The organism is Pseudomonas sp. M30-35 (assembly GCF_002163625.1).
In the GTDB taxonomy this organism is placed as follows: Bacteria; Pseudomonadota; Gammaproteobacteria; order Pseudomonadales; family Pseudomonadaceae; genus Aquipseudomonas.
Genome location: NZ_CP020892.1, coordinates 257022 through 281817 on the forward strand (window position 1 = coordinate 257022; position 24796 = coordinate 281817).

Consider the following 24796-nt stretch of genomic DNA (forward strand, 5'->3'; position numbering starts at 1 on the left):
TTTCGCACGATGGAGTGACCAGATCGTTAGCTTATTTAGAATTTAGACTATGGTTAGGTTAAGTATCAGATTCTAGGTCATGGCTAGGCCTAGTGTCAAATTTAGGTCACAGTTAGACCGATCGTCAAAATTTAGTTTTTTGTTAGGTCAAGCGTCAAAATTTAGGTTATGGTTTTGCCAAGTGTCAAATTTCTGAGACTGGTCAATAACCATTGAGCTTGGTGCAAAAGGATTTGTTAAGCAGGTTTTCCCGCTTTCCGAGTAACTGGCGTGGACTTAGTCTTTGGATCTGCCTATAGCAGGTGCAAGGCGCATGATGTAGCCATTCTGATTGCGTTGTCAGCACCTTCATTGTGAAAGCGTGAGGGATACTAGATGGACGAAGGAAAGGTCCGTAAGAGACTTATCAGGCGCCAATTGATGGCGCTGGAACCGCGCATGATGTTCGATGGCGCGGCCGTTGCTACTGCCGTAGTCGGTGTTGATGCTGTGCAAGATCAACAGCATTCCGCAGGTGTCCCCGATGCCCCCGACGTACAGGCTGGTGGTGACCGAGGTGCGGAGATCAGTAACCTCCTCGCTGCTTTCCAGCGTTCTGATGTGCAAGCGGATGGGCAACAACATTCGGAAGCACCTGACAGCGATCGCGGCAAAATATTTGTGTTTGTCGACAGCGCTGTTTCAGGATTCGATCAGCTTGCTGCCGACTGGTCTGGCCCTGGAAAATTAGTAGCGCTTGACCCTGCACGCGATGGAATCGAGCAGGTGTTAACGGTACTGGCTGGTGAGCGAGACATCGGCGCTATCCATCTCGTCGGTAAAGGCGCTGGAGACGATTTCACGCTAGGCGCTACCTCCCTTCGCAGTGAAACAGTTGTTAGCGAGCTCGCAGGCAGTCTTGCCATGATTGGGGCGAAACTGGGCGACACCGGTGAGTTCTATCTTTATGAGGAGCGCGTATCCGGAACGTCCCACGACGAGCTATCGACGGCTGTCGTGGATTCCGCAGTTTCTCTACTTGAGGCCGAGCGCAATACAGCAGTAGATGAGGGAGTCAAAGATAGGGTCTCTACACTTGATGATCCAATAGCTCTTACTTCAGCGCCGGCGGGTGAAAGAGGAATAATATTTGTAGATGGCTCCGTCGAGCATTATCAGGATCTCATTGCCGGGATCGGTAGTGATCTAGAAGTTGTCATGATCAGTCCGGGCGCCGACGGCGTGGAACAGATCGCGGCGGCGCTGGCGGGAAGGCATGATGTGGATGTGATTCACATTTTGTCGCACGGCGACGCGGGCAGGCTTTGGCTTGGTAACGCCGAACTCAACGCTGAAACCATCGCCGGCCGGTATGCCGATGAGCTATCGGCAATAGGATCGGCGATGTCGAGCCAGGCCGACATCCTGATCTACGGTTGTGACTTCGGTGCCGGCGACGCAGGCGCACGCGCTACCTCACTGCTGGCACAGTCAACCGGTGCTGACGTGGCGTCTTCTAATGACGCTACTGGCTCAGAAACACTTGGCGGAAATTGGGATCTGGAGGTTGAAACAGGCACCATCGAGTCACTCGTGTTCTCTGTTCCTCAATGGCATCACCTTCTTGCCCCCCCGCAGATCGATCTCGATACGACGAGTAGCGGCGCGGACTATGTCGCCAGCTATGACCAGGGGAAGGTAGCGATCGGCAATTCGATTTCCGTCACGGATGCCGAGAATCAGAACCTGACATCAATGACCGTGACGTTGGCGGGTGCAACGTCTGCTGACAGATTGTCGCTTACAGCGAACGTGACGGGTATCACCGCCAGTTATAATTCCACCACCGGAGTGTTGTCGCTGATGGGCTCTGCTTCGCTTGCGAGCTATCAGGCGGCACTGAATAACGTCCGCTTTGAGACCACCTCCGGTGCCTTGTCTTCACGCACTCTCTCTGTCGGCGCGATTTCCTCGAGCGGGGCAGAGATGTCCAATTTGGCGACTGCCACGCTAACGCCACTCGACACGGACGGCGACACCGTCGCTAATGCCGGGGACATTGACGATGACAACGACGGCATACTCGATACCGTCGAGGCGGGCTCTGCTGGCGACGCCGACAATGACGGAGTTTCAAACCGTCTCGACCTCGATAGCGACAACGACGGCATTACCGACAATGTCGAGTCACAATCCACGGCGGGCTATATCGCGCCGAGTGGCGTGGACGCCAACGGAAATGGGCTGGATGATATCTATGAATCTAACTCAGAGCTGGTAGCTAACGGCAATTTTACAGGGAATTCTTTGGCTGGTTGGACTGTGACTGGATCGGTTATAGGGGCCGGTGACGTAATGATCTTCAACAGTAGTAATACTACCCCTAACGGTGAGGCTCGCCAGACCATCACCACGGTGCCCGGCCAATCATATACGCTGTCATTTGATATTTCGAGAAGCGGCACTGGTACCAATATAGTCGGTCTCACTGTGCAAGCGCTTGACGGCCTATCTGTTTTGGGTACCGAAACAGTTACCAAGTCTACCAATGGTCTCACTAGTCATTCGATAACCTTCATTGCTACCAGCAATCAGACGACGATCCTGCTTGATGACGTAACAACGGTCACAACGAACGGCGATATCTTTACAGACAATATCTCCCTAAAAGCTCTCGGCTTAAACCCTGTAGATACCGACCGCGATGGCACAGCCGACTATGTAGATGCCGACTCTGACAACGACGGTACTGGCGATATCGGCGAGCGGGGCGATGGGCAGCCGACCTCCATTACCAGTATCGCAGACACCGATGCGGATGGACTTCTCGACATCTTCGAGGGCACGAACATCAATGATGGCTTCGATCCCAACGACGAGAACGTCGGTGGCGGCGGTATTTTCAATCTAGCTGACACCGACGGTGACACGGCAGCAGCAGGCACAAACGCCGTGCCACTTTTCCACGACTTAGACTATCGCGACAATTTCACTGCACCTCCGGTCGTCGATCTCAATTCCGGGGTTACACCCACTGAAATTATCCAAAATGGAGCCATGACCAGCACGAACGGGACCGCCGCAGGCTGGACTTCAACGGGTGGCGGAACCGGTCTCGGTTTTATCGGCGGCTTGTGGGGCGTCAATGACCCTGCCGTACTGACGCAAACCGATGTTTCGGGCTGGAATATTGGTTTGGCTCCATCGGGCGCGGCCCAACTTACCTTCGATTTCGCCTGGGACAATAACACTGGTCCCCCGGCGCGCTTCACCGTTTCGATTGGTGGAGTTGTTTACGCAGTATTCGATGGATCGGCCGGCGCTGGAGCCAATGACAATACGGCAGTGGGCACGCTTACCTTCTTCAACGGGGCGAGCGGCGGTCCGCTCACCATTCTGACTTCGACGTCGGGCGCGTTTACGTTCTACCCGATAACGATAAATCTGCCGGCGAACGTCGCTCCGACGGGAAATCTGACCTTCACCTACTCCGAGCCCTTCGGCGCCTCGGCAGACACATTAGCTATCGACAATGTCAGCGTTCTGACCACCCGGCATGACATCGCTACGGATGTGACCGCTGGCGTCGACTATGCGACTACGTTCACCGAAGGCGGTGCAGCGGTTTCAATCGCTGATATCGACAACAGTGTTCATGATGACGATGGCCAGACGATCGCCTCGGCGACCATCGTTTTGACTAATGCCCAGATGGGCGATGCGCTGGTCATTTCCGCCTCACCGCCGGCAGGGATTAACGTCTCTATCGACAGCACGTCTGTGCCAGGCCAGATCACGGTTACCCTCACTGGCGAGGCTAGCAAAGCCGCCTATGCCGAAGCAATTCGGTCTATCGCTTTTCAGAACATTGGCGATGATCCGTCGACTGTCGATCGTATCGTTGAAGTGACGGTAAACGATGGCGTCTTGACCTCCGATGTCGCCACAACAACGATCACAGTCATACCGGTAAATGACGTTCCCGTCGCTACAGACGACACGGGCACGGTCGCCGAAGACGTTACGCTGACAGTCGCTGTCGGTGACGGCTTGCTGACCAACGATGACGACGTCGACGGCGATCCGCTGACCGTGACTCAATTTACGATCGCGGGCGATGCGACGGTGTACACGGCCGGCAGCACGGCAACCATCACCGGTGTTGGCGCTTTGACCATCAATGCCGATGGCTCGTACAGCTTCACACCTGTGGCCGATTACAACGGATCAGTGCCGGTTGTGACCTATACGGTCTCCGATGGTGCGACGACCGATACCGCAACGCTGACGTTGACAATCACGCCTTCGAATGACGTTCCCGTCGCTACAGACGATACGGGCACGGTCGCCGAAGACACTACGCTGACAGTCGCTGTCGGTGACGGCGTGCTGACCAACGATGACGACGTCGACGGCGATCCGCTGACTGTGACTCAATTTACTGTCGCAGGCGATGCGGCGGTGTACACGGCCGGCAGCACGGCAACCATCACCGGTGTTGGCGCGTTGACCATCAATGCCGACGGCTCGTACAGCTTCACGCCAGATGCCGATTACAGTGGCCCTGTACCGGTTGTGACCTACAGTGTTTCGGACGGCCAGGGTGGTGTGGATACCGCAACCCTGACTCTGGCCATTACTCCAGCGGCTGATACACCCGTCGCGGTCGACGATGTCAACACGGTCGCCGAAGACACTACGCTGACGGTCGCTGTCGGTGACGGCTTGCTGACCAACGATGATGACGTCGACGGCGATCCGCTGACCGTGACTCAATTTACGATCGCGGGCGACGCGGCGGTGTACACGGCCGGCAGCACGGCAACCCTTATCGGCGTTGGCACCCTAACCATCAACGGTGACGGCTCGTACAGCTTCACGCCAGATGCCGATTACAGTGGCCCTGTACCGGTTGTGACCTACAGCGTTTCGGACGGCCAGGGTGGTGTGGATACCGCAACCCTGACGCTGACAATCACGCCTGCAAATGACGCACCGGTCGCGGTCGATGACGTGAACACGGTCGCTGAAGACACTACGCTGACGGTCGCGGTCGGCGACGGCCTTCTGTCCAACGACGGTGACATCGATGGTGATCCGCTGACTGTGACTCAATTTACTGTCGCAGGCGATGCGACGGTGTACACGGCCGGCATCACTGCAACCATCACCGGCGTTGGCGCTTTGACCATTAACGCCGATGGCTCGTACAGCTTCACACCAGATGCCGATTATTCTGGCGCGATTCCGGTGGCGACTTACACCGTTTCGGACGGCCAGGGTGGTGTAGATACCGCAACGCTGACTCTGGCAATCACGCCTGCAAATGACGCACCGGTCGCTACAGACGACACGGGCACGGTCGCCGAAGACACTACGCTGACGGTCGCTGTCGGTGACGGCTTGCTGACCAACGATGATGACGTCGACGGCGATCCGCTGACAGTGACTCAATTCACTATCGCGGGCGACGCGACCGTGTACACGGCCGGCAGCACGGCAACCATCACCGGTGTTGGCGCGTTGACCATCAATGCCGACGGCTCGTACAGCTTCACGCCAGATGCCGATTACAACGGATCAGTACCGGTTGCGACCTACACGGTTTCGGACGGCCAGGGTGGTGTGGATACCGCAACCCTGACGCTGGCAATCACGCCTGCAAATGACGCACCGGTCGCGGTCGATGACGTGAACACGGTCGCTGAAGACACTACGCTGACAGTCGCTGTCGGTGACGGTTTGCTGAGCAACGACGGTGACGTCGACGGCGATCCGCTGACAGTGACTCAATTCACTATCGCGGGTGACGCGACGTTGTACACCGCTGGCAGCACGGCAACCATCACCGGCGTTGGCGCTTTGACCATTAACGCCGATGGCTCGTACAGCTTCACGCCAGATGCCGATTACAGTGGCCCTGTACCGCTCGTGACCTACGCGATTTCAGACGGTAATAGTGGCGCAGACACGGCGACGCTGACGTTGACAATCACGCCTGTAAATGACGCACCGGTCGCGGTCGATGACGTGAACACGGTCGCTGAAGACACTACGCTGACAGTCGCTGTCGGCGCGGGCTTGCTGAGCAACGACGGTGACGTCGACGGCGATCCGCTGACAGTGACTCAATTCACTATCGCGGGCGACGCGACCGTGTACACGGCCGGCAGTACTGCAACCCTTATCGGCGTTGGCACCCTGACCATCAACAGTGACGGCTCGTACAGCTTCACACCAGATGCCGATTATTCTGGCGCGATTCCGGTGGCGACTTACACCGTTTCGGACGGCCAGGGTGGTGTGGATACCGCAACCCTGACGTTGGCAATCACGCCTGCAAATGACGCGCCGGTCGCTACAGACGACACGGGCACGGTCGCTGAAGACACTACGCTGACAGTCGCGGCTGGTGACGGCTTGCTGAGCAACGATAGCGACGTCGACGGCGATCCACTGACTGTGACTCAATTTACGATCGCGGGCGACGCGACGGTGTACACGGCCGGCAGTACTGCAACCCTTATCGGCGTTGGCACCCTAACCATTAACGCCGATGGTTCGTACAGCTTCACACCTGTGGCTGACTACAACGGGTCAGTGCCGGTTGTAACCTATACGGTCTCCGATGGTGCGACGACCGATACCGCAACGCTGACGTTGGCAATCACGCCTTCGAATGACGCGCCGGTCGCGGTCGACGATGTCAACACGGTCGCCGAAGACACTACGCTGACAGTCGCTGTCGGTGACGGCTTGCTGAGCAACGACGGTGACGCCGACGGCGATCCGCTGACTGTGACTCAATTTACGATCGCGGGTGACGCGACGTTGTACACGGCCGGCAGCACGGCAACCATCACCGGCGTTGGCACCCTGACCATCAACAGTGACGGCTCGTACAGCTTCACACCAGATGCCGATTATTCTGGCGCGATTCCGGTTGTGACCTACAGCGTTTCGGACAGCCAGGGTGGTGTGGATACCGCAAGCCTGACGTTGGCAATTACGCCTTCGAATGACGTTCCCGTCGCAACAGACGACACGGGCACGGTCGCTGAAGATGGTTCGCTGTCGGTCGCGGCCGGCACGGGCTTGCTGAGCAATGACGGTGACGCCGACGGCGATCCGTTGACCGTGACTCAATTTACAATCGCAGGCGATGCGGCGGTGTACACCGCTGGTAGTACCGCAACCATCGCCGGCGTGGGTACCTTGACCATCAACGCCAATGGCTCGTACAGCTTCACGCCACAAGCAAATTACAGTGGCCCTGTACCGCTCGTGACCTACGCGATTTCAGACGGTAATAGTGGCGCAGACACGGCGACGCTATCGTTGGTGATCACGCCGGAAAATGACACTCCTATCGTCAATGGAGTCATTCCTGATAGCGCCCAGGCAGACGGCGCGACCTTTGAATACGACATTGCCCCCTATTTCTCTGATCCGGACGGTAATACGCTGACCTATTCGGTTACCGGACTGCCTGCCGGGCTGTCGATCAACTCGGTGACCGGCGAAATCAGCGGCACGATTGACAATTCGGCCAGTCAAGGTGGTAGCGGTGGTGTCTATACCGTAACCGTCACCGTCGACGATGGAAGCGGCGGCACAGCATCCGACAGTTTCTATCTGACCGTGACCAATCCATCGCCGGCTGCCGTTGATGATTTAGCATCGACCAACGAAGACCAACCGCTTGATATCGTGGTGCTGAGCAACGATAGCGATCCGGATGGGGACTCATTGACGGTATTAACTGCAAGCGCCGTCAACGGAACAATTGTGATCAGGCAAGACGGTGTTCTGAACTACACCCCGAACGCAAACTTCAATGGCACCGACACCATAACGTATACGGTCAGTGACGGAGAAGGCGGCACCGCGACCGCTACGGTCACTGTCTCGGTGATACCGGTGCAAGACCCGCCAGTAGCTGAGGACGATAGCGCCTCAGGAACGCCAGACACTCCGATCGTCATCCCTGTACTCGCTAATGATAGGGACGTTGATGGCGACCCGTTAACGGTGACATCGGCGAGTTCACCTAACGGTACGGTGATGATCAACCCTGACGGCACGATCAGTTTCGTGGCGACTCCAGGTTTTTCAGGCACGACAACGATTACCTATACCGTGAGCGATGGCTACGGTGGGTTCGACACTGGTACCGTGATCGTTAGTGTGCGCGGCGGTGGAGCCGACATCAATTTCCTGCTCCAGCCCAACCCGCAACGAGAGCCCCTTTCCACAATCCCGGCAGGGCGATTGAGTAGTTTTATCGACACGCCCTTGGTCATCAGCGGTACGGTCAATGGCCTGAGACCTCTAGGTTCCGTCGCGGACATTGGTGGCGAACGTCCGCTTCTGTTTGCAGTTAACGGCCTGCGCTCACTGAACGGGATGGGAGAGTTCAAACCTAGCGAACCCATCATTCTTCAGGTCGTGGACAGCCTCGACAAAATGGGTCATGTGCGTAACGAGCTGGATAGGCTTTTTGCTCCCCGATTCGGAGATTTTCTCGAAAATAGTCTGAAGGGCTATTCAGTCAGCCAACTCGATACAGGTGGCGGCCGGGTGATGATCGAATCTGTTTCCCGCGATAACGTCATCTACTTGCAGATGTACGACGCTGACGAGGGTGGTCAATCTCAGGTGGCTAGATTTGAACTGCGGATGGTTGATGGGTCGTCCTTGCCGAGCTGGATTCACATGGACGGGCGCGGATTAGCGATTATCGAACGTACCCCTGCTGTTGAAGAGCTGCGGATGATTGTCAGGGCGGTGCGCGAGGACGGATCCTATTCGGATACGCCGATCACTATTCAGGGGGCAACGGGGGAAATACAGCTGGATACTCACGTAAGGGACATGTCTTCGATGCGTGCCACAACTCTTGGTGAGGCACTGGATGCTGCTGGCATGGCGCAAGTTAATGGAGAACTGCGGCTGTTGGCCGCCTTTGAAGAGAGTCGAGGAGCGTCATGACCAGAGCAAAATTACTCATAACGATTGGCGCTGTTACCGTATTAAGTGCCTGCTCGGTGACACCGGAGAAGCTCACTTCTGCCGACCTTGAGACCAACGCCGAGCGAAATTTACGTCTAGTCGACGCTGAACAGGATCCGATCACTGGCTCGATCGACCTAAATCAGGCAGTTGCTCGCGCCTTGAAATACAATCTTGACTACAAAGTTGAGCTGATGGAGCACGCATTGCGTGCGCGGGAGCTGGATCTGTCTCGCTATGACATGCTGCCGCAACTGGTCAGCAGCGTGGGGTATGCCGGGCGCAATAATTATTCAGGATCCAGTTCTCGATCATTAATAAGCGGACAGGAATCGTTAGAACCGTCCACATCCGCCGAGAAAGATATATTCAGTGCTGACCTCACGCTCAGTTGGGATGTGCTCGACTTTGGCCTTTCCTATGTACGGGCGCAGCAGAAGGCTGATCAGGTATTGATTGCCATGGAGCGTCGCCGGAAAGTCGCGAATCGCATCATCGAGGAGGTGCGCATTGCCTATTGGCGTTCGGTAAGTGCAGAGCGCTTGATGGCCAAATTGCATCAGTTGGAAAGTTCGGTACAGGAAACGCTAACGAACGGTCAGCGCCTATCCGAGCGCCGGCTTTCATCCCCGTTGACGGCGCTGACTTACCAGCGCGAGTTGATTGATATCCAGTCTAACGTCAGGCAACTGCAGCGCGAGCTGGTGGTAGCTAAGGCACAGCTCTCGGCACTGATGAACGTGCGTCCCGGAACAAAGTACTCGCTAGTTTTACCGGATCGTGGCGCTGAAATACCAAAGGTTCATTACTCCGGTGAAGAAATGATGATGACGGCACTGCAACACCGTTCGGAACTTCGAGAGGTGAGTTACCTACAGCGAATCAACGCCAAAGAGCTTGACGTGGCAATGCTTTCAGCATTGCCAAATTTCAAAACATTCATCGGCGTTAACTATGATACGAATGACTTTTTGTATAACAACAACTGGCTCCAATATGGCGCGAGTGCCAGCTGGAATGTGCTGAATTTATTCCGTCTTCCTGCTCATAAGCGCACTGTCAAAGCAGAGGAAGCCTTACTGCAACAACGCGAACTTGCTTTGGCGATGGCTGTCATGACCCAGGTTTACGTTTCGCGTGCGCAGTTGGCCCACCGCCGTGGGGAGCTGGACAGCGCCTCGCGAAAATATAAGGTGCAGAGTTTGATTCTGGATCAGATCAAAGGCGGCTATGGCGCGGGTGCGATGAGCAAACAGACGCTTTTGCGCGAAGAGATGAATACTTTAGTGACCGAGGTGAAATACGACATCGCGTACGCAGAAGCCCAAGGTGCCTACGCGAACTTGTTCTCCTCTATGGGAATTGATTCTTTCGGATCGTATTTGACCGGAGAGAGAAATGTTGTGACGTTGAGCCATTCAAATGGACTCTGATGGTTCAAGTGATGGATAAAAACAATAAATAAACCAGAACGGACGGTATTTTGTGACTAGATGGTTTGTAGGTGCGCTCATTGCGACAGTATTGCTAATCGGTGGTTACTTGCTAGCTTCTGGGGTTGTTGAGCTGCCTTGGCACGAAAAGTCGAATGAAGCGATCTGGGGGACAACCCCTACAGAAGTCGCGTCACACGAGAGTAAAGCGAGCGTGCAAGAGGCCCTTCCGCAGGCGCCTCCCCCCCCCCAGCCAGCCTCTACACCAGAAGACAGCAAGCACGAAGCGCGTGGCGTGGTTCGAGCTGCAGAAACAGCCACACTCGGCTCACGGATTACCGCGAGCATTTCGTCCATACCTTTCCGTGTCGGGTCGAAATTCGAACGGGGCGCGGTACTGGTGCAGCTTGACTGCCGGTATCTGGAGGCGGAGCTCAAAGCGGCAAATGCGGCCTCAGTTGCCTACCGTAAATCGTACGAAACCAATCTTGAGTTAGATCAGTACGAAGCGATAGGCAAGAACGAGGTGGCGGTTTCGCAAGCGAACCTCAACAAAGCCGAGGCGGAAGCCGCGTCAGTCTCGGCGCAACTGGAGGGCTGCGAGATCCGCGCTCCATTCGACGGCACAGTTGTAGAAGAGATCGCTCATCGAGGTGAAATCGCTGCCAGTGGGCAACCTTTGATCAAGCTACAAAGCGGTGGCGAACTGGAAGCTGAATTGATCGTGCCCAGTACGTGGCTCACTTGGATCAAACCGGGAGTGGAGTTTGGTTTTGTTATCGATGAGACAGGTGAGCAAGTGTTAGGCGTGGTCAGGCGCTTGGGCGCCTCAGTCAATCCTGTTAGTAAGACGATCAGGGTGATAGGAAATCTTTTCCCTCGCGACGAGCTTGTCTTGCCGGGCATGAGTGGTACGGCCTTATTTGAGGAGCTAGAACAAGACAAGGCCGCTGGAGCACCGAACGGCGGTAAAAATGGCCGAGGCGGATCCGATTATCAAGCGCCCTGACGGGACGGCTAGCAGCGGGGCGGGTGAGGGAGGCCTTGCTGCCCTGTTGCAGTACGAGGCCGAGCTCCGCAGGCACGCGGAAGTCCCAGCATTGCACTATTTCCTGGCCAACGAGTCAGGCCGGGTTGTCGGCTACGATCAGTTGTTCATCATGCGTCGATCCCGCTTTGGGAGCGGCTTTGAGATTGTGACTGTTTCCAGCCTGGCTACAGTTGATCGCAATGCGCCGTTAATTCATGCGATTGAGCAGGAGATGAACGCCCGCCTCGTTGATGAAGCTGCGACGCAGGTAATGGTAATGGATGTCTCTTCCTATACGAACCCCGAGCAAGGGGTGGAGATGGAGATCAGAGATTACCCGTTTCATCACTGGCTTTGGCAGCCCTTGATGTTTGAAGAAGGACCCTGCTTCGGAGGGCTGTTACTGGCCCGTACTAACGAATTTAGTGAGTCAGAAAAGGCTCGCTTGGCAAGAATTGCGGAAACGGCAAGCCATGCTTGGCGGGCACTTACCCACGGCCATCCTGTTAGACAAATTCGCAAACCGACAAAGCGCCAGACACGTATTTTGCTGGGGCTCTTGGTTGTCGTCTTGCTATTTCCGGTGCGGATGTCTGCCCTCGCACCAGTGGAAGTTGTGGCAGCTCGCCCCTTTGCTCTGACGGCTCCGGTAGATGGGGTCATATCGCGCATCCATGTCGTACCCAATGCATTGGTTGAGAAGGGGCAATTGCTCGTCAGTTTTGACGATTTAAAGCTGAGCAACGAATTGCAATTAGCCGAAGATCAGGTTGCGATCGCTAAGGCCCGCGCTGAACGTGCAAACATTGAAACATTTACCGACCACTCCCGCGCACGGGAGATGTCGATCACCCGTGCAGAATTGGAGTTGGCACGAGCGGATCTAAGCTACGCAAAAGCTATGTACGAGCGCAGAAACATACTAGCACCGCGCGCTGGTATGGCGATCTACAGTGACCGGCGGGACTGGGAGGGTCGCGCGGTGTCGATTGGAGAGCCAATAATGCAACTGTCGGATCCGCAAGATGTGTTGTTCAGAATCAACCTGCCCGCTCGCGAGCAAATGGCGCTGGCTCCCGGTAACAAGGTCAAAGTGTTTCTCGACATCCAGCCGCTGTGGTCGCTTACAGGGCGCCTCGAGACCGCCAGCTACCAAGCGCGGATGACCCCCGACGAGGTAATGGCGTTTGCGCTGACCGCCCGCCCTGTCGGTGATGTGCCAAGGATCGGATCACGCGGTACAGCCCGCGTTTACGGACGTTGGGTACCGCTGGCGTATTCCCTGTTTCGTCGGCCTATTGCTTCGTTCCGTCAGTTCATCGGTTTCTGATCATGGAGAAAGCTCCGGAAAACTTTCCGCACATGCTGCGGCAAGAACTCAGGATTCAACCGGGCGCGCCGGACGTCAACGGTGCACCTGGCTGGATGTTGTTCGATCCGGTGCGTCATATGTTCTTTCGGCTAGGTCGCGTCGAGTTTTTGATTTTCACTCATTGGGCGAATAACCGGCTTGAGGCTCTAAAATTGGCCCTAGAGCGCGAAGGAATATCCGGCGACGATTCAGACCAGGCACTGTCGGATGTGGTTGAGTTCAGCCTTGCAAACAATCTTGTGACGAGGCCGGCCGAAGGGGCGGTCGTTGCGTTCAGCCGCCAGAGGCGCGCCATGCGCAAGAGCTGGTGGCGTTGGTCAGTAGATAACTATCTCTTCATCCGTATTCCATTAGTCAAGCCAGGCGCGTTTCTGCATCGGACTCTGCCACGAGTTGAGTTCCTATTCTCACAGGCCAGTTTGGTGACCTTCGTCCTGGCGGGACTTCTTGGTCTGTATCTCGTTTCACGTCAGTGGGACACATTTATCAACTCGTTTCTCTATTTCTTCAGCCCAACGGGGTTGATGGCCTATGCGCTTGGAATAGTTGTGGTGAAAGTTATTCACGAGTTGGGACATGCTTACATGGCAACTCGATTCGGCTGCCGGGTGCCTGCAATGGGCGTTGCTTTTCTAGTGATGATGCCAATGCTCTATACCGATACGACGGCTGCCTGGCGTTTAAGATCGCGCAGGAAACGACTGCTGATTGACTGCGCCGGTATGATGGCTGAGCTGGGGGTTGCCGTAATTTCGACACTTTTATGGGTGGCTCTACCAGACGGACAATTGCGAAGCGTTGCTTTTATTCTCGCTACGACTGGTTGGCTTATGAGTCTTGCCGTGAATATCAATCCGTTTATGCGGTTCGATGGCTACTACGTTTTAAGCGACTTCACCGGAATCCCTAATTTGCAAGGGCGTGCATTTGCGCTTGGTCGCTGGCGCTTGCGCGAACTGCTATTCGGTCTTGGTGATGAACCGCCCGAAGATCTGCCACTGCGAACGCAGCGATGGATGATTGTCTATGCCTATGCGACCTGGATTTACCGCCTGATCCTATTTGTGGGCATTGCGCTGCTGGTCTATCACTTTTTCTTCAAGCTACTTGGCCTGATTCTCTTTGTGGTGGAAATTATTATGTTCGTGGCGCGCCCCATCTTTCAGGAGCTCAAGGTCTGGTATGGGATGCGTCAAAGAATCAAGAGCACGTCGCGGTCAAGGGGTGTAATGATCGCAGGCGCATTGTTGTTTCTCCTGCTTGTGCTTCCGTTGGACAGGACAATTAGCGCACCCGCTGTCCTCTCCGCCGTTCAAAGCCAGCCGCTCGTTGCAGGACACCCGGCAAGGCTAGAGCGGTTACTCGTCAAAAACGGACAGTTCGTTAAAGCCGGGACGCCCGTTGCCGTACTGGAGGACATGGCTATTGATCGCGAAGTAGCGCGTGCGAAGGTCCGAATAACCCAACTTGGGGCTCAGACGGGACGTGCGACTGTGGATGAAGAAGATCGAGCAAACCTGCTGGTATTAAATTCGGATCTGGCCGGCGAGCGACTGACCCTGGCCGGACTTCAAGCACAACATGAAAAATTGACGTTAATTGCCCCTATGGACGGGATTGTTGTGGATATCTCGAATGATATGACCCCAGGTCGATGGCTGGCCGGCAATGAGCCTGTGGCCCAGATCGTGTCGCCGGCGGCATACGACATTCGAGGTTATGTAAAGGAAGCGGAGCTGTGGCGGCTTGAGAAGGGCGCTTCTGCCCGCTTTGTCCCTAATGATCCTGCCCAGCGATCTTGGAGCGCGGAGCTACATGAAACAGCGGGTGCCGCATCGGAACACCTTTCTGTAGAGATTCTTGGTTCTTTGTATGGGGGCCCGATTGCCGTCACCAAAGATCCAGAGGGTGGTTTGAAGCCTCGGGAAGCTATTTATCCCATACGTTTGTTCATAGACGCGAATCAGCAGCAACGGCCACAGCTCCAACAGATTGTACCTGGTATGGTCATTATTGATGCTAAACCAGCCAGTCCGCTGCTTACTTTCATCCGCACTATTGGCAGAGAGTGGCATTCATTTTAGCCACGTTTACAGTCTGTTGATCTGGACTCTCAGTAAAAGGGGGACAGACCACGATTAATCCTACACACACTCTTTGAGTGGCCGCTGAGTCTCTCGATCCTTTCGCTATGAAGCTGCACTTTTACGTTTCTGACTAGAAAGAACACACCCATATATCTATCGTTATCCTCCCCCCCAATTTAAATGCAGCCCTTTCAGTTCGGGCCTTTCAGGCAGGTCGCGCAAAGAATTGCGCAGTTTTACTCTGCTAGAGTGCGGCTGAATAAATTATCAAGACCAAAGGAATGGTGATGATACCTACAGCACGACTCGGCGATATGCATGATTGCCCAATCACAGGCCACGGCAAAACAGCTATTGTTTCAGCCTCACCCGATGATCAAACCAACTTTCTCGGAGCCGCCCGAGTGGGTGATAAATGCGGCTGTGGTGCAGTGATCACAACGGGCTTTCCTTCTATTCTCGTCAACAATCGACCACTGGCCTATGCAGGGAGTCGTTCGAGTCACGGCGGCACCATTGTTTCAGGAAGCCCTGATACCTTCGGTGGCTTCCAGTCCGGCGGTGGCGCAAGCAGTGATATTGTTGACTTCGCTCAGCTCGGCGCTATCCAAAGCGACGGCTCGGTCGATGATGCGCGAATGACGACGCTTTTAAAGAATCCAAACCTAATGCAGCAAGCCTTGGTTAAAGAGCCATCGTCAGTCGAAGCGAGTAACGCTCTGGTTGAACCTGTAGCTAAGGTGCAAACCCAAGAGCCCGGTTTTTATATCGTTCCGCAAAGCATCACAGCAGAAGGACTTGAGACTCAACTCTTCACCTCGCCAAGCTCGGCTGTACTCGATAAGTTCAAGACGCTTAACCCAAATCTAGGCCACGCCAAAGCTGGCGAGATGATTGTGCTCAGCGACCCGAACAACCAGCAATGCACGCGTGAAGAAGCCTTGCTGATGGAGGCCGCCGCGAAGGTCAACGCCAGTTTGGAATCGCTGACGCCAGAGGAAGCGGACTTCATGGCGCGCCACCGTGACGAAATCGAGTCATTTCTTGCTCAAGGCTCAACATCGATTGGCATCGGTGTAGCAATATTTGCCAAGCATTTGGAGGGCGTGAGTAATTCACTTCGCAGCATCGATAGCTTGCACCAGCGATCCTTCCAACAATATGGGCACTTACGCGCCCCTGAGTTCTTCGCAGAGCGCCAGCGCTTGTTCAGCCAACTTGAAATGCAATTGACCTCATTAACCAAAAAAGGGATAGGCTTTCCAGATCATCCCGACCTCAAAAGCGCTTTAGGCATTTCGAGCCGAAGCCTGGTGCATCACTGGACGAAAGCCGGCGCACCAGGCCAAATCCCGGGTTATGCAACTCATACAAGCGGAGTCGCCCGAGCTGCAAAATACATAAAAATGGGCGGTTGGATCGGTACAACAGTTGGCGCTGGAGCTTCGTATATGAAGGTTCAGGATGTTTGTACAGCGGGTAATACGGAGGAGTGTGAACGAGTCAAATTTACTGAGACTGGGGCGTTTGCTGGCACAGTTTTGGGCGGCGTAGGTGCAGCGGCATTCTTGACGGGGGCTACCACAGGGACTATTTGTGTAGCTCTTGGAGTTCCGACAGGAGGTGTAGGGACGCTAGCGTGCGGCCTTGTGGTGGTCGGGGCTGCATCCTTAATGGCAGGAAGCATTGGTGGCCGAGTTGGTGAAGATACGGCGGAAATTGTTTATGAGGCCACTAACTGAATGAGTGTAACCCTCACTGAAAAAATATTTATGGTTGCAGGAATAGTCGATTTAGGAGGATTGTTCCTTTGGATTAGCGTGTGCCTATATTTGGCGTACACCAAAATGGATTTAATGTTTGAACACCTAAAAAACTGCCCAGCTATTATGGCTCGTGCCCCTCTCAGGCATGGAGGTCCATTAGGTAAGATACTGCTAATCGGCGGAATCTCGGGAATCGTTACATTTCCTAACTTTTACCTAAAAAATGGTGGTATGAATGCTGACGATTTAAATAATTTTCCAGTTTCACTCAAGCGCAAACTAGCAATATTGCAGTGGTCTGTGATTGTACTTCTATTACTCATGCTCGTTCTTGGAGCAATACTCCAGCTAGACCTTGTGTAGCACGCAGCATTCCAACTGGAGGCATTGCTACTTTGGCTTGTGGTGTTGTTGTGGTCGGAGTTGGTTCACTTGCTGAAGTTGCCGTTTTAGGTGCTGCGGGCGAGGAGTTTGGCGAAATCATTTATGAGTGTGCTAAATGAGCACTGCTGAACTAGTTATTGGCTATCTAAGCTGCCTGATAATCTTTTCCATGCTTATTTGGTTGGGAGTCATGCTCCACATGGCTTACACCAAGTTAGACATGATGCTGGAATATCTAAAAAATTGCCCAGCGGTCATGACTAGAGCTCCCTTTAAAAAGGGAGGGCCAGCAGGTCGACTGTTTGTGCTGAGTGGAATTATTGGCGTTGTAACGCGGCCAAAAATTTACTTACGCGACGGAGGGGCTATAGCAACTGACCTTGATAAGTTCCCTGTTGGTCTGAAGCGCAAGCTGGCATTTTTTCAAGCCACAGGTTGGGTGCTGCTTGGGGCAATGGTTTTAATTTGGCTTATTGCAAAACTAACCGACAAGTTTAGTTGAGCAGGCGGGTAGTGGTTGTCGGGGCCGCTTCCTCAGGATCTGGGGCTATCGGTGGCATTGGTAGTGAACAAACAGGGACAGACCACGATTGTCATAATGCTGACCGGTGGTCATCTGGCAGGAAAGGACACGGTTAAGGCCGTTGGATTCAGGTTGACCAATGTTGACGGCGGTGTGGTGCAAATTAAGCGCCGGAAAAACAAAAGGGCCTAGGTTTTCACCTAAGCCCTTTGTTGTATGTGGCGCACCAGGCGGGATTCGAACCCACGACCCCTGCCTTCGGAGGGCAGTACTCTATCCAGCTGAGCTACTGGTGCGTTGCGGCCGCAATGATACGCATCTAGCTCGCGGGCGTCCATGGGCATGGTTTGTTCGTGATTCTGAACAAAATATATGCAGTTAACAGTCGCTTGTCGTTTAAGTGATAAATAATTGCCTAAATCGTTAATTTTTTCGAACAGACTATTGCCCTTTACCCCTTACGACCCTAGGATTCGTTTGAGATTTCAAACACACGCCCTGAATCTGATCGGAACTCGCCAGCCCCATGCTGCTCGAAACCCTTACAGGCCAGGTTGATGCTTGATCCGCGCGGCCATTCGACCGACATTTTTTCACATTGGGCACACGCCTAGGCTCCCATAACAACCTTCCGGTTTTAGCGCCGGTACTCAGGAGACTGCCATGCAATTGCAAGACACTCAGCTATTTCGTCAGCAGGCTTATATTGATGGTGCCTGGTTGGACGCGGATAGCGGCCAAACCATTAAGGTGACTAATCCGGCAACCGGCGAGACCTTGGGTACTGTGCCAAAGATGGGTGCCGCAGAAACGCGCCGTGCGATCGAAGCCGCTGACCGGGCATTACCGGCTTGGCGTGCGCTGACTGCCAAAGAGCGCGCTAACAAGCTGCGCCGTTGGTACGAGTTGTTGATCGAGAATCAGGATGACCTGGGTCGCCTGATGACACTGGAGCAGGGCAAGCCATTAGCTGAGGCTAAAGGTGAGATTGCTTACGCGGCCTCGTTTATTGAGTGGTTCGCGGAAGAAGCCAAGCGCATTTATGGTGATGTGATTCCTGGGCATCAGCCAGACAAGCGTCTGATCGTGATAAAGCAGCCGATTGGTGTGACTGCGGCTATTACTCCGTGGAACTTCCCGGCTGCGATGATCACCCGTAAAGCGGGGCCAGCGCTGGCTGCTGGTTGCACAATGGTGATCAAACCTGCTTCGCAAACGCCTTTCTCGGCGTTGGCGCTGGTGGTATTGGCTGAACGTGCGGGTATCCCTAAAGGTGTGCTGAGTGTAGTTACCGGCAGTGCTGGCGATATCGGCGGCGAGCTGACCAGCAACCCAATCGTGCGCAAGTTGTCGTTCACCGGCTCGACTGAAATTGGTCGTCAACTGATGGCTGAGTGCGCCAAAGACATCAAGAAGGTGTCGCTGGAGCTCGGCGGTAACGCGCCGTTTATCGTGTTTGATGACGCCGATCTCGACGCTGCTGTTGAAGGTGCGATCGTTTCCAAGTACCGCAACAACGGCCAGACTTGTGTCTGCGCCAACCGTTTGTATGTACAGGATAGCGTTTACGATGCCTTCGCTGACAAGCTCAAGGCTGCAGTTGCCAAGCTGAATATCGGTGATGGCCTGACTGAAGGCACCACCACTGGCCCGTTGATCGACGAGAAAGCCGTGGCCAAGGTGCAAGAGCACATCGAAGACGCAGTCAGCAAAGGCGCCAAGGTGCTTACTGGCGGCAAGCCGCACAGCAAGGGCGGTACGTTCTTTGAGCCAACCATTCTGGTTGATGTGCCGCTTAACGCTGCTGTCGCTAAAGAGGAAACCTTTGGTCCGTTGGCACCACTGTTCCGCTTTAAAGATGAAGCTGAAGTGATCGCCATGTCCAATGACACCGAGTTTGGCTTGGCCTCGTACTTCTATGCCCGTGACATGAGCCGTGTGTTCCGTGTTGCTGAAGCGTTGGAATATGGCATGGTCGGCGTCAACACCGGTTTGATCTCGAACGAGGTTGCGCCATTCGGTGGCATCAAGGCTTCTGGCCTGGGCCGTGAAGGTTCCAAGTACGGTATTGAAGACTATCTGGAAATCAAATACCTGTGCCTGAGCGTCTAATCCCTTAACGCGTGGCCTGATGGCCCGCGGGTGATGGCTGAAAGACTAACTGGCAAGAGTCAGCCGGGTCTTTTGGTCATTCACACTTTGATTTAAATAACCCTGTAACCGGGGAGGGCGCAGCAGTCGATCATCGTATGCTGCTGCGTTTGACACTGGTTGCGCAGTCCTTGAACCACGCCGCACGATGAGCGGTGAATGAGGAATCCATGAGCAAGACTAACGAATCATTGATGCAACGCCGTACCGCTGCAGTTCCACGTGGCGTTGGCCAGATCCATCCGATTTTCGCTGAGAAAGCAGAAAACGCGACGGTAACTGATGTTGAAGGGCGCGAGTTCATCGATTTCGCGGGCGGTATTGCGGTGCTTAACACCGGCCACCTGCATCCAAAAATCGTTGCAGCTGTTCAAGAGCAGTTGACCAAGCTTTCCCACACCTGCTTCCAAGTGTTGGCCTACGAGCCGTACGTTGAAGTGTGCGAGAAGATCAACGCCAAGGTGCCGGGTGATTTCGACAAGAAAACATTGCTGGTCACCACCGGTTCTGAAGCCGTAGAAAACGCGGTGAAGATTGCTCGCGCCGCAACTGGCCGTGCAGGTGTTATCGCCTTCACTGGCGGTTACCACGGTCGCACCATGATGACGCTGGGTCTGACCGGCAAGGTGGTACCGTACTCGGCAGGCATGGGCCTGATGCCGGGCGGTGTATTCCGTGCACAGTATCCGTGCGAGATCCACGATGTGAGCACTGATGATGCGATCGCCAGTATCGAGCGCATCTTCAAGAACGACGCTGAGCCAAAAGACATCGCTGCAATCATCATCGAGCCTGTTCAGGGTGAAGGTGGTTTCTACGTTGCGCCGAAAGATTTCATGAAGCGTCTGCGCGCATTGTGCGACCAGCACGGCATTCTGTTGATCGCTGACGAAGTACAAACCGGCGCTGGCCGTACCGGCACCTTTTTCGCGATGGAGCAGATGGGTGTTGTGCCAGACCTGACCACTTTCGCCAAGTCGATCGCTGGCGGTTTCCCGCTGGCTGGCGTGTGTGGCAAAGCTGAATACATGGACGCTATCGCTCCAGGCGGTCTGGGCGGCACTTATGCCGGTAGCCCGATTGCTTGTGCAGCGGCTCTGGCGGTCATGGAAGTGTTTGAAGAAGAAAACCTGCTGGATCGCAGCAAGGCAGTCGGCGAGCGTTTGGTTGCTGGCCTCAAGGCTATCCAGGCCAAGCACAACTCCATCGGTGATGTGCGTGCGCTGGGCTCGATGATCGCCATTGAGCTGTTTGAAGGCGGTGATCACCACAAACCAGCCGCTGCATTGGTTGGCCAAGTGGTTGCGAAAGCCCGCGACAAGGGTTTGATCCTGCTGTCGTGCGGTACTTACGGCAACGTGTTGCGCGTGCTGGTGCCGCTGACTGCAGAGGATGAGCTGCTGGATAAAGGCTTGGCGATTATCGCTGAGTGTTTTGACGAACTGGCGTAAGCCTTGATGCAATAAAAAGACCCGCTTCGGCGGGTCTTTTTTTGGCGGGGTGAAAGTGAGTGCAAGGGGGCGAGGGGCGAACTTCCGAGTTAAGTCTTGGGCGTCGCTTTATTTGTTCGCCATTCGCGTTCAGCGGCTGATAAAGGTTTTAGCAAAAATCAGCGTACCCACACCCCATGCCGCGTTAACCAGGAAGCCGATTAAAAAACGTCCCGGTAACTGAGCCATATCGAAGCCCATGCCCTTGAGCGGGAAAACCACCAGCAGAGCGACTAGAGTTAATACAATACCGCCAAATAACAGGCCTTTAACCCACGGTTGCGGTTTTTGTGCATCCCAATGCAAAACCTTAAGCATCACGATCGCCCAAACCCCGCCCCAGAATGACGCCGAGATTAACGCTGGAACCCCCAGCGGCAGGGTTGCGGCCATATTAAAGGGTGCGAAGGGCACGACGCCGGTGGCGTGCAGCAGCCCCAGAATCGGTTGGTGGAAGAAAGGTACGGCGAGAAACCCGGCGAGAAAGAACAAGCCTATGCGCGGCATGGTGAGCTCCTTGAGCATCTTAATTAACGTACGGGTACTTTGTACAAACGTTATAGAACAGTACAGTAAGTTTTGGCTGTGCGTTGGCTGTAACAAAAGCTGCGCACATAGCTCTATATCCCATAATTTTCATTGGAGCCCCCTGTGCACGCGATGTTACCGCTGCTCGATCGCTTGGCTTTTCCTGCCTTAACCCGCGGTCAGCTCGAAGCTTTGCAGGTCAATCTAACGTATGTGTGCAATCAGCGTTGCCTGCATTGCCATGTCAACGCAGGGCCTACGCGTACTGAGTCAATGACTGATGAGAGCCTTGCGCTGCTGCATCAGGTGATTGATGCGCACCCTGTACATACGCTCGATTTGACCGGCGGTGCTCCGGAAATGCACCCACGCTTCCGTGAAATTGTCGTGCATGCGCGGCGTGAAGGGTTGCGGGTGATTGATCGCTGCAACCTGACGATTTTAAGCGAGCCTGGCTATGAGGATCTCGCGCAGTTTTTAGCCGAGAATCAGGTTGAAATCAGCGCGTCGATGCCTTGTTATTCCCGTGATAACGTCGACAAGCAGCGTGGTGACGGTGTTTTCGATGCCAGCATCATCGGTCTGCAAAAGCTCAATGCCCTGGGTTATGGCAAAGAAGGCAGTGGCTTGATCTTGAACCTGGTGTACAACCCGCAAGGCGCAAGCTTGCCACCGCCACAGCAAGCACTTGAGGCCGACTACAAAAGCCACCTTGTTGAAGATTTCGGCATTGTCTTTAACCACTTGCTAACCATCACCAACCAACCGATTGCCCGCTTTGGCAGCACGTTAGTGAGCAAAGGCCAGTTCAACAATTACATGCAATTACTGCGTGACAGCTATCGCGCTGAAAACGTTGAAGGCCTGATGTGTCGTTCTTTGGTCAGCGTAGATTGGCAAGGTTATTTATATGACTGCGACTTCAACCAGATGCTCGATTTACCACTTGAATTGCAAAGCCAGGTGATAAGCCGCCAGCGTCCGCACTTGAGTGACCTGCTTAACGCGACATTAGCTGGCAACAGTATCGTGACCCGTGATCATTGCTTCGCTTGCACGGCTGGACAAGGTTCCAGTTGCGGCGGCGCGCTCAATTCCTAAGGAATAACCTATGCAACCCAACAGTGCTCTTGGCCTGTTTTTTTGGGGGTTTCTGGTGCTGTACGGGGTGTTGATGGTGGTGCTGTCACCGCGTGCCGTCACCATTGGTGGTTTTTTCCATGGTGAGGATAACCAAGGGCGTAGCGCGGCGCCTTGGCTACTGACCTCCAGTATTTTTATCAGCTGGATCTTCGCCAAGTCGGTGACCAATGCTGCCAACCTAGGCGCAAGCTACGGTTTGATCGGCGGTTTGGCCTACGCCACATACTGGCTGGCGATTCCGTTGACCGGCTTTGTGATTTACCGGCTGCGGCGCAAGTTTGCAGCAACCGGATTGGTCAGTTTTCTCAGCTCTCATTACGGTCGCGGTGCGGCATTGGCCTTCACCGCGGCGATATTGATTCGCCTGTTCAACGAGGTCTGGAGTAATACCGCGGTGGTTGGCGGCTATTATGGCGACTCAGGCAGCGCCGGGTTTATCACCGCCGCCTTGCTGTTTACTGCAGTCACTCTGGCCTACAGCCTACGCGGTGGCCTGCGCAGTTCGATCCTGACGGATGCGGCGCAAGCGGCAATCTTCGTCGTGGCCTTGGTTTGGGTGCTTGGCTTGGTACTGCCGCAGCACTCCGTCGCCGAATTAGCCAGTACCAGCCATTGGGCCTTTAATGGCGGCGTGGACTTACTCCTGGTCGCGGGCTTGCAAGTGTTTAGCTACGGCTTCCATGATCCGGTCATGACCGATCGAGGTTTTATCAGCGAAGAGAAAACCATGCGCCGGGCTTTTGTCATCGCTGGCGTATTGGGCTTTTTCGCGATTCTCGCCTTCAGCTTGATTGGCGTCCACGCGCAACTCTCGGGACTGGCTGCATCCAACAATGTGCCGGCTGATCTCGCTAAGTCGATGGGCGTCGCCGCGTTGATGGTCATGACCGTGGTTATGGTTTCCGCCGCAGGCTCAACCCTGGATTCAACCTTCTCCAGCCTGGCCAAACTGGCGGGCCGCGAATTGCCACATTTGGCCGGGCGCGATCTTGGCCAGAAAGCGATTGGCGTCGGTATGGCGGTGATGGTGGTGTTTGCCCTGCTCGGCAACCTGCCAATGATCGCGGGGACCGACATTCTCAAAGCCACTACGATCAGCGGCACCATGGTGATCGGTCTGGCGCCGGTGTTTATTCTTCACGGCGTAGTCAAACCGACGCGTCTTGGGTTCCACCTGAGCTTTTGGTGCGGCCTGTTGTCGGGCCTTGCATTGAGCCTTGGCTGGATACCGCAAAGCTGGGCAATCGGCGACGGCGACTATGCATTGTTACTGGGCACCAATTTTTATGGGCTGATTCTCTGTACGCTGGGGTATCTATTACCCGGGCTTATCTCCAGGACGCCCAACGCTACACTCACTTCGACAAGGAATTAAAGATGAGTCAGTTGATCCCGCGCCAAGCTGTACCTGCGCTGAGTGTTGCCTTGATGCCTGAAGGCCAGTGGACGTTGAATGCCGATGCACCGAAAAACTTCACTTTGCTGGTGTTCTATCGCGGTATGCATTGCCCGCTGTGTCGCAAGTCATTGCAAGAACTCAATGGCCTGGTTGAGCGCTATGCCGCGTTGGGCGTAGATGTGATTGCGCTGTCGACCGATAGCCGTGAGCGTGCAGAGCGAACCCAAGCCAGCTGGACAATCGAGAATGTGCGATTGGGTTACGGCCTAAGTATCGAAGCGGCGCGTAGTTGGGGGTTGTTCGTTTCCGCGGGGAAATCGGGCTCACAAGAACCGGAGATATTTGCTGAACCGGGTGTGTTCCTGGTTCGCCCGGATGGCACCCTGTATATGTCGTCGGTTAACACCATGCCGTTTGCCCGTCCACATTTTGACGAGTTGCTCGGTGCGGCCGAGTACGTGATCAACAACAATTACCCGGCACGCGGCGAAGCCTGATC

Annotated in this window: 14 protein-coding genes and 1 tRNA gene; 13 read left to right on the forward strand and 2 right to left on the reverse strand. The window is 54.7% G+C overall.

The features are described from left to right. The first annotated feature begins 420 nt into the window (after positions 1–420). From B9K09_RS01115 to B9K09_RS01150, 8 genes are all read left to right on the forward strand, one after another. Entirely contained in the window at positions 421–8970 is an 8550-nt protein-coding gene (locus tag B9K09_RS01115; RefSeq protein ID WP_177408621.1) for a cadherin-like domain-containing protein, read from the forward strand. After that, positions 8967–10424 carry a TolC family protein gene (locus B9K09_RS01120; protein WP_087515118.1) on the forward strand — a complete coding sequence of 486 codons (1458 nt, stop codon included), beginning with the start codon at positions 8967–8969 and terminating at the stop codon, positions 10422–10424. The genes B9K09_RS01115 and B9K09_RS01120 overlap by 4 nt, the downstream gene beginning before the upstream one ends. A gap of 52 nt (positions 10425–10476) precedes the next feature. Continuing rightward, positions 10477–11433 (forward strand): efflux RND transporter periplasmic adaptor subunit, encoded by a 957-nt coding sequence (locus tag B9K09_RS01125; protein WP_157699312.1) that lies wholly within the window; start codon positions 10477–10479, stop codon positions 11431–11433. Continuing rightward, positions 11399–12784: an efflux RND transporter periplasmic adaptor subunit gene (locus B9K09_RS01130; protein ID WP_087515120.1), complete on the forward strand. Its 1386-nt coding sequence runs from the start codon at positions 11399–11401 to the stop codon at positions 12782–12784. The genes B9K09_RS01125 and B9K09_RS01130 overlap by 35 nt, the downstream gene beginning before the upstream one ends. 2 nt (positions 12785–12786) lie before the next feature. Then, positions 12787–14910 carry an HlyD family efflux transporter periplasmic adaptor subunit gene (locus tag B9K09_RS01135; RefSeq protein WP_087515121.1) on the forward strand — a complete coding sequence of 708 codons (2124 nt, stop codon included), beginning with the start codon at positions 12787–12789 and terminating at the stop codon, positions 14908–14910. Positions 14911–15200: 290 nt separating this feature from the next. Next, positions 15201–16655, forward strand: coding sequence for a PAAR domain-containing protein (locus B9K09_RS01140; RefSeq protein WP_087515122.1), 1455 nt, complete (start codon positions 15201–15203; stop codon positions 16653–16655). Continuing rightward, positions 16656–17042 carry a hypothetical protein gene (locus B9K09_RS01145; RefSeq protein ID WP_087515123.1) on the forward strand — a complete coding sequence of 129 codons (387 nt, stop codon included), beginning with the start codon at positions 16656–16658 and terminating at the stop codon, positions 17040–17042. A gap of 136 nt (positions 17043–17178) precedes the next feature. After that, complete coding sequence (locus tag B9K09_RS01150) at positions 17179–17565, forward strand: hypothetical protein (RefSeq protein WP_087515124.1); 387 nt, start codon at positions 17179–17181, stop codon at positions 17563–17565. A gap of 240 nt (positions 17566–17805) precedes the next feature. Here B9K09_RS01150 and B9K09_RS01160 read toward each other — a convergent pair. Next, positions 17806–17882: transfer RNA gene (locus tag B9K09_RS01160), tRNA-Arg, on the reverse strand. A 367-nt stretch (positions 17883–18249) separates the two neighbouring features. Between B9K09_RS01160 and gabD the strand changes: the two genes are divergently transcribed. Both gabD and gabT read left to right on the forward strand, forming a co-directional pair. After that, the gene (gene gabD, locus B9K09_RS01165; protein WP_087515126.1) at positions 18250–19698 is read left to right on the forward strand and encodes an NADP-dependent succinate-semialdehyde dehydrogenase; all 1449 of its coding nucleotides are present in this window, start codon (positions 18250–18252) and stop codon (positions 19696–19698) included. A gap of 209 nt (positions 19699–19907) precedes the next feature. Further along, a complete protein-coding gene (gene gabT / locus B9K09_RS01170) occupies positions 19908–21188 on the forward strand; it encodes a 4-aminobutyrate--2-oxoglutarate transaminase (RefSeq protein WP_087515127.1) in 1281 nt (426 codons plus the stop codon). Positions 21189–21317: 129 nt separating this feature from the next. Here the strand turns inward: gabT and B9K09_RS01175 are convergent, their stop codons facing one another. Next, a complete protein-coding gene (locus B9K09_RS01175; protein ID WP_087515128.1) occupies positions 21318–21734 on the reverse strand; it encodes a hypothetical protein in 417 nt (138 codons plus the stop codon). A 153-nt stretch (positions 21735–21887) separates the two neighbouring features. Here B9K09_RS01175 and arsS point away from each other — a divergent pair, with 153 nt between their 5' ends. From arsS to B9K09_RS01190, 3 genes are read left to right on the forward strand one after another with little or no spacing between them, the layout of a single operon-like run. After that, positions 21888–22856, forward strand: a complete 969-nt coding sequence (gene arsS / locus B9K09_RS01180; protein ID WP_218191996.1) for an arsenosugar biosynthesis radical SAM (seleno)protein ArsS — start codon at positions 21888–21890, stop codon at positions 22854–22856. A gap of 10 nt (positions 22857–22866) precedes the next feature. After that, the gene (locus B9K09_RS01185; RefSeq protein ID WP_087515130.1) at positions 22867–24273 is read left to right on the forward strand and encodes a sodium:solute symporter; all 1407 of its coding nucleotides are present in this window, start codon (positions 22867–22869) and stop codon (positions 24271–24273) included. A gap of 2 nt (positions 24274–24275) precedes the next feature. Then, positions 24276–24794 carry a redoxin domain-containing protein gene (locus tag B9K09_RS01190; RefSeq protein WP_087515131.1) on the forward strand — a complete coding sequence of 173 codons (519 nt, stop codon included), beginning with the start codon at positions 24276–24278 and terminating at the stop codon, positions 24792–24794. The last annotated feature ends 2 nt before the right edge of the window (positions 24795–24796 follow it).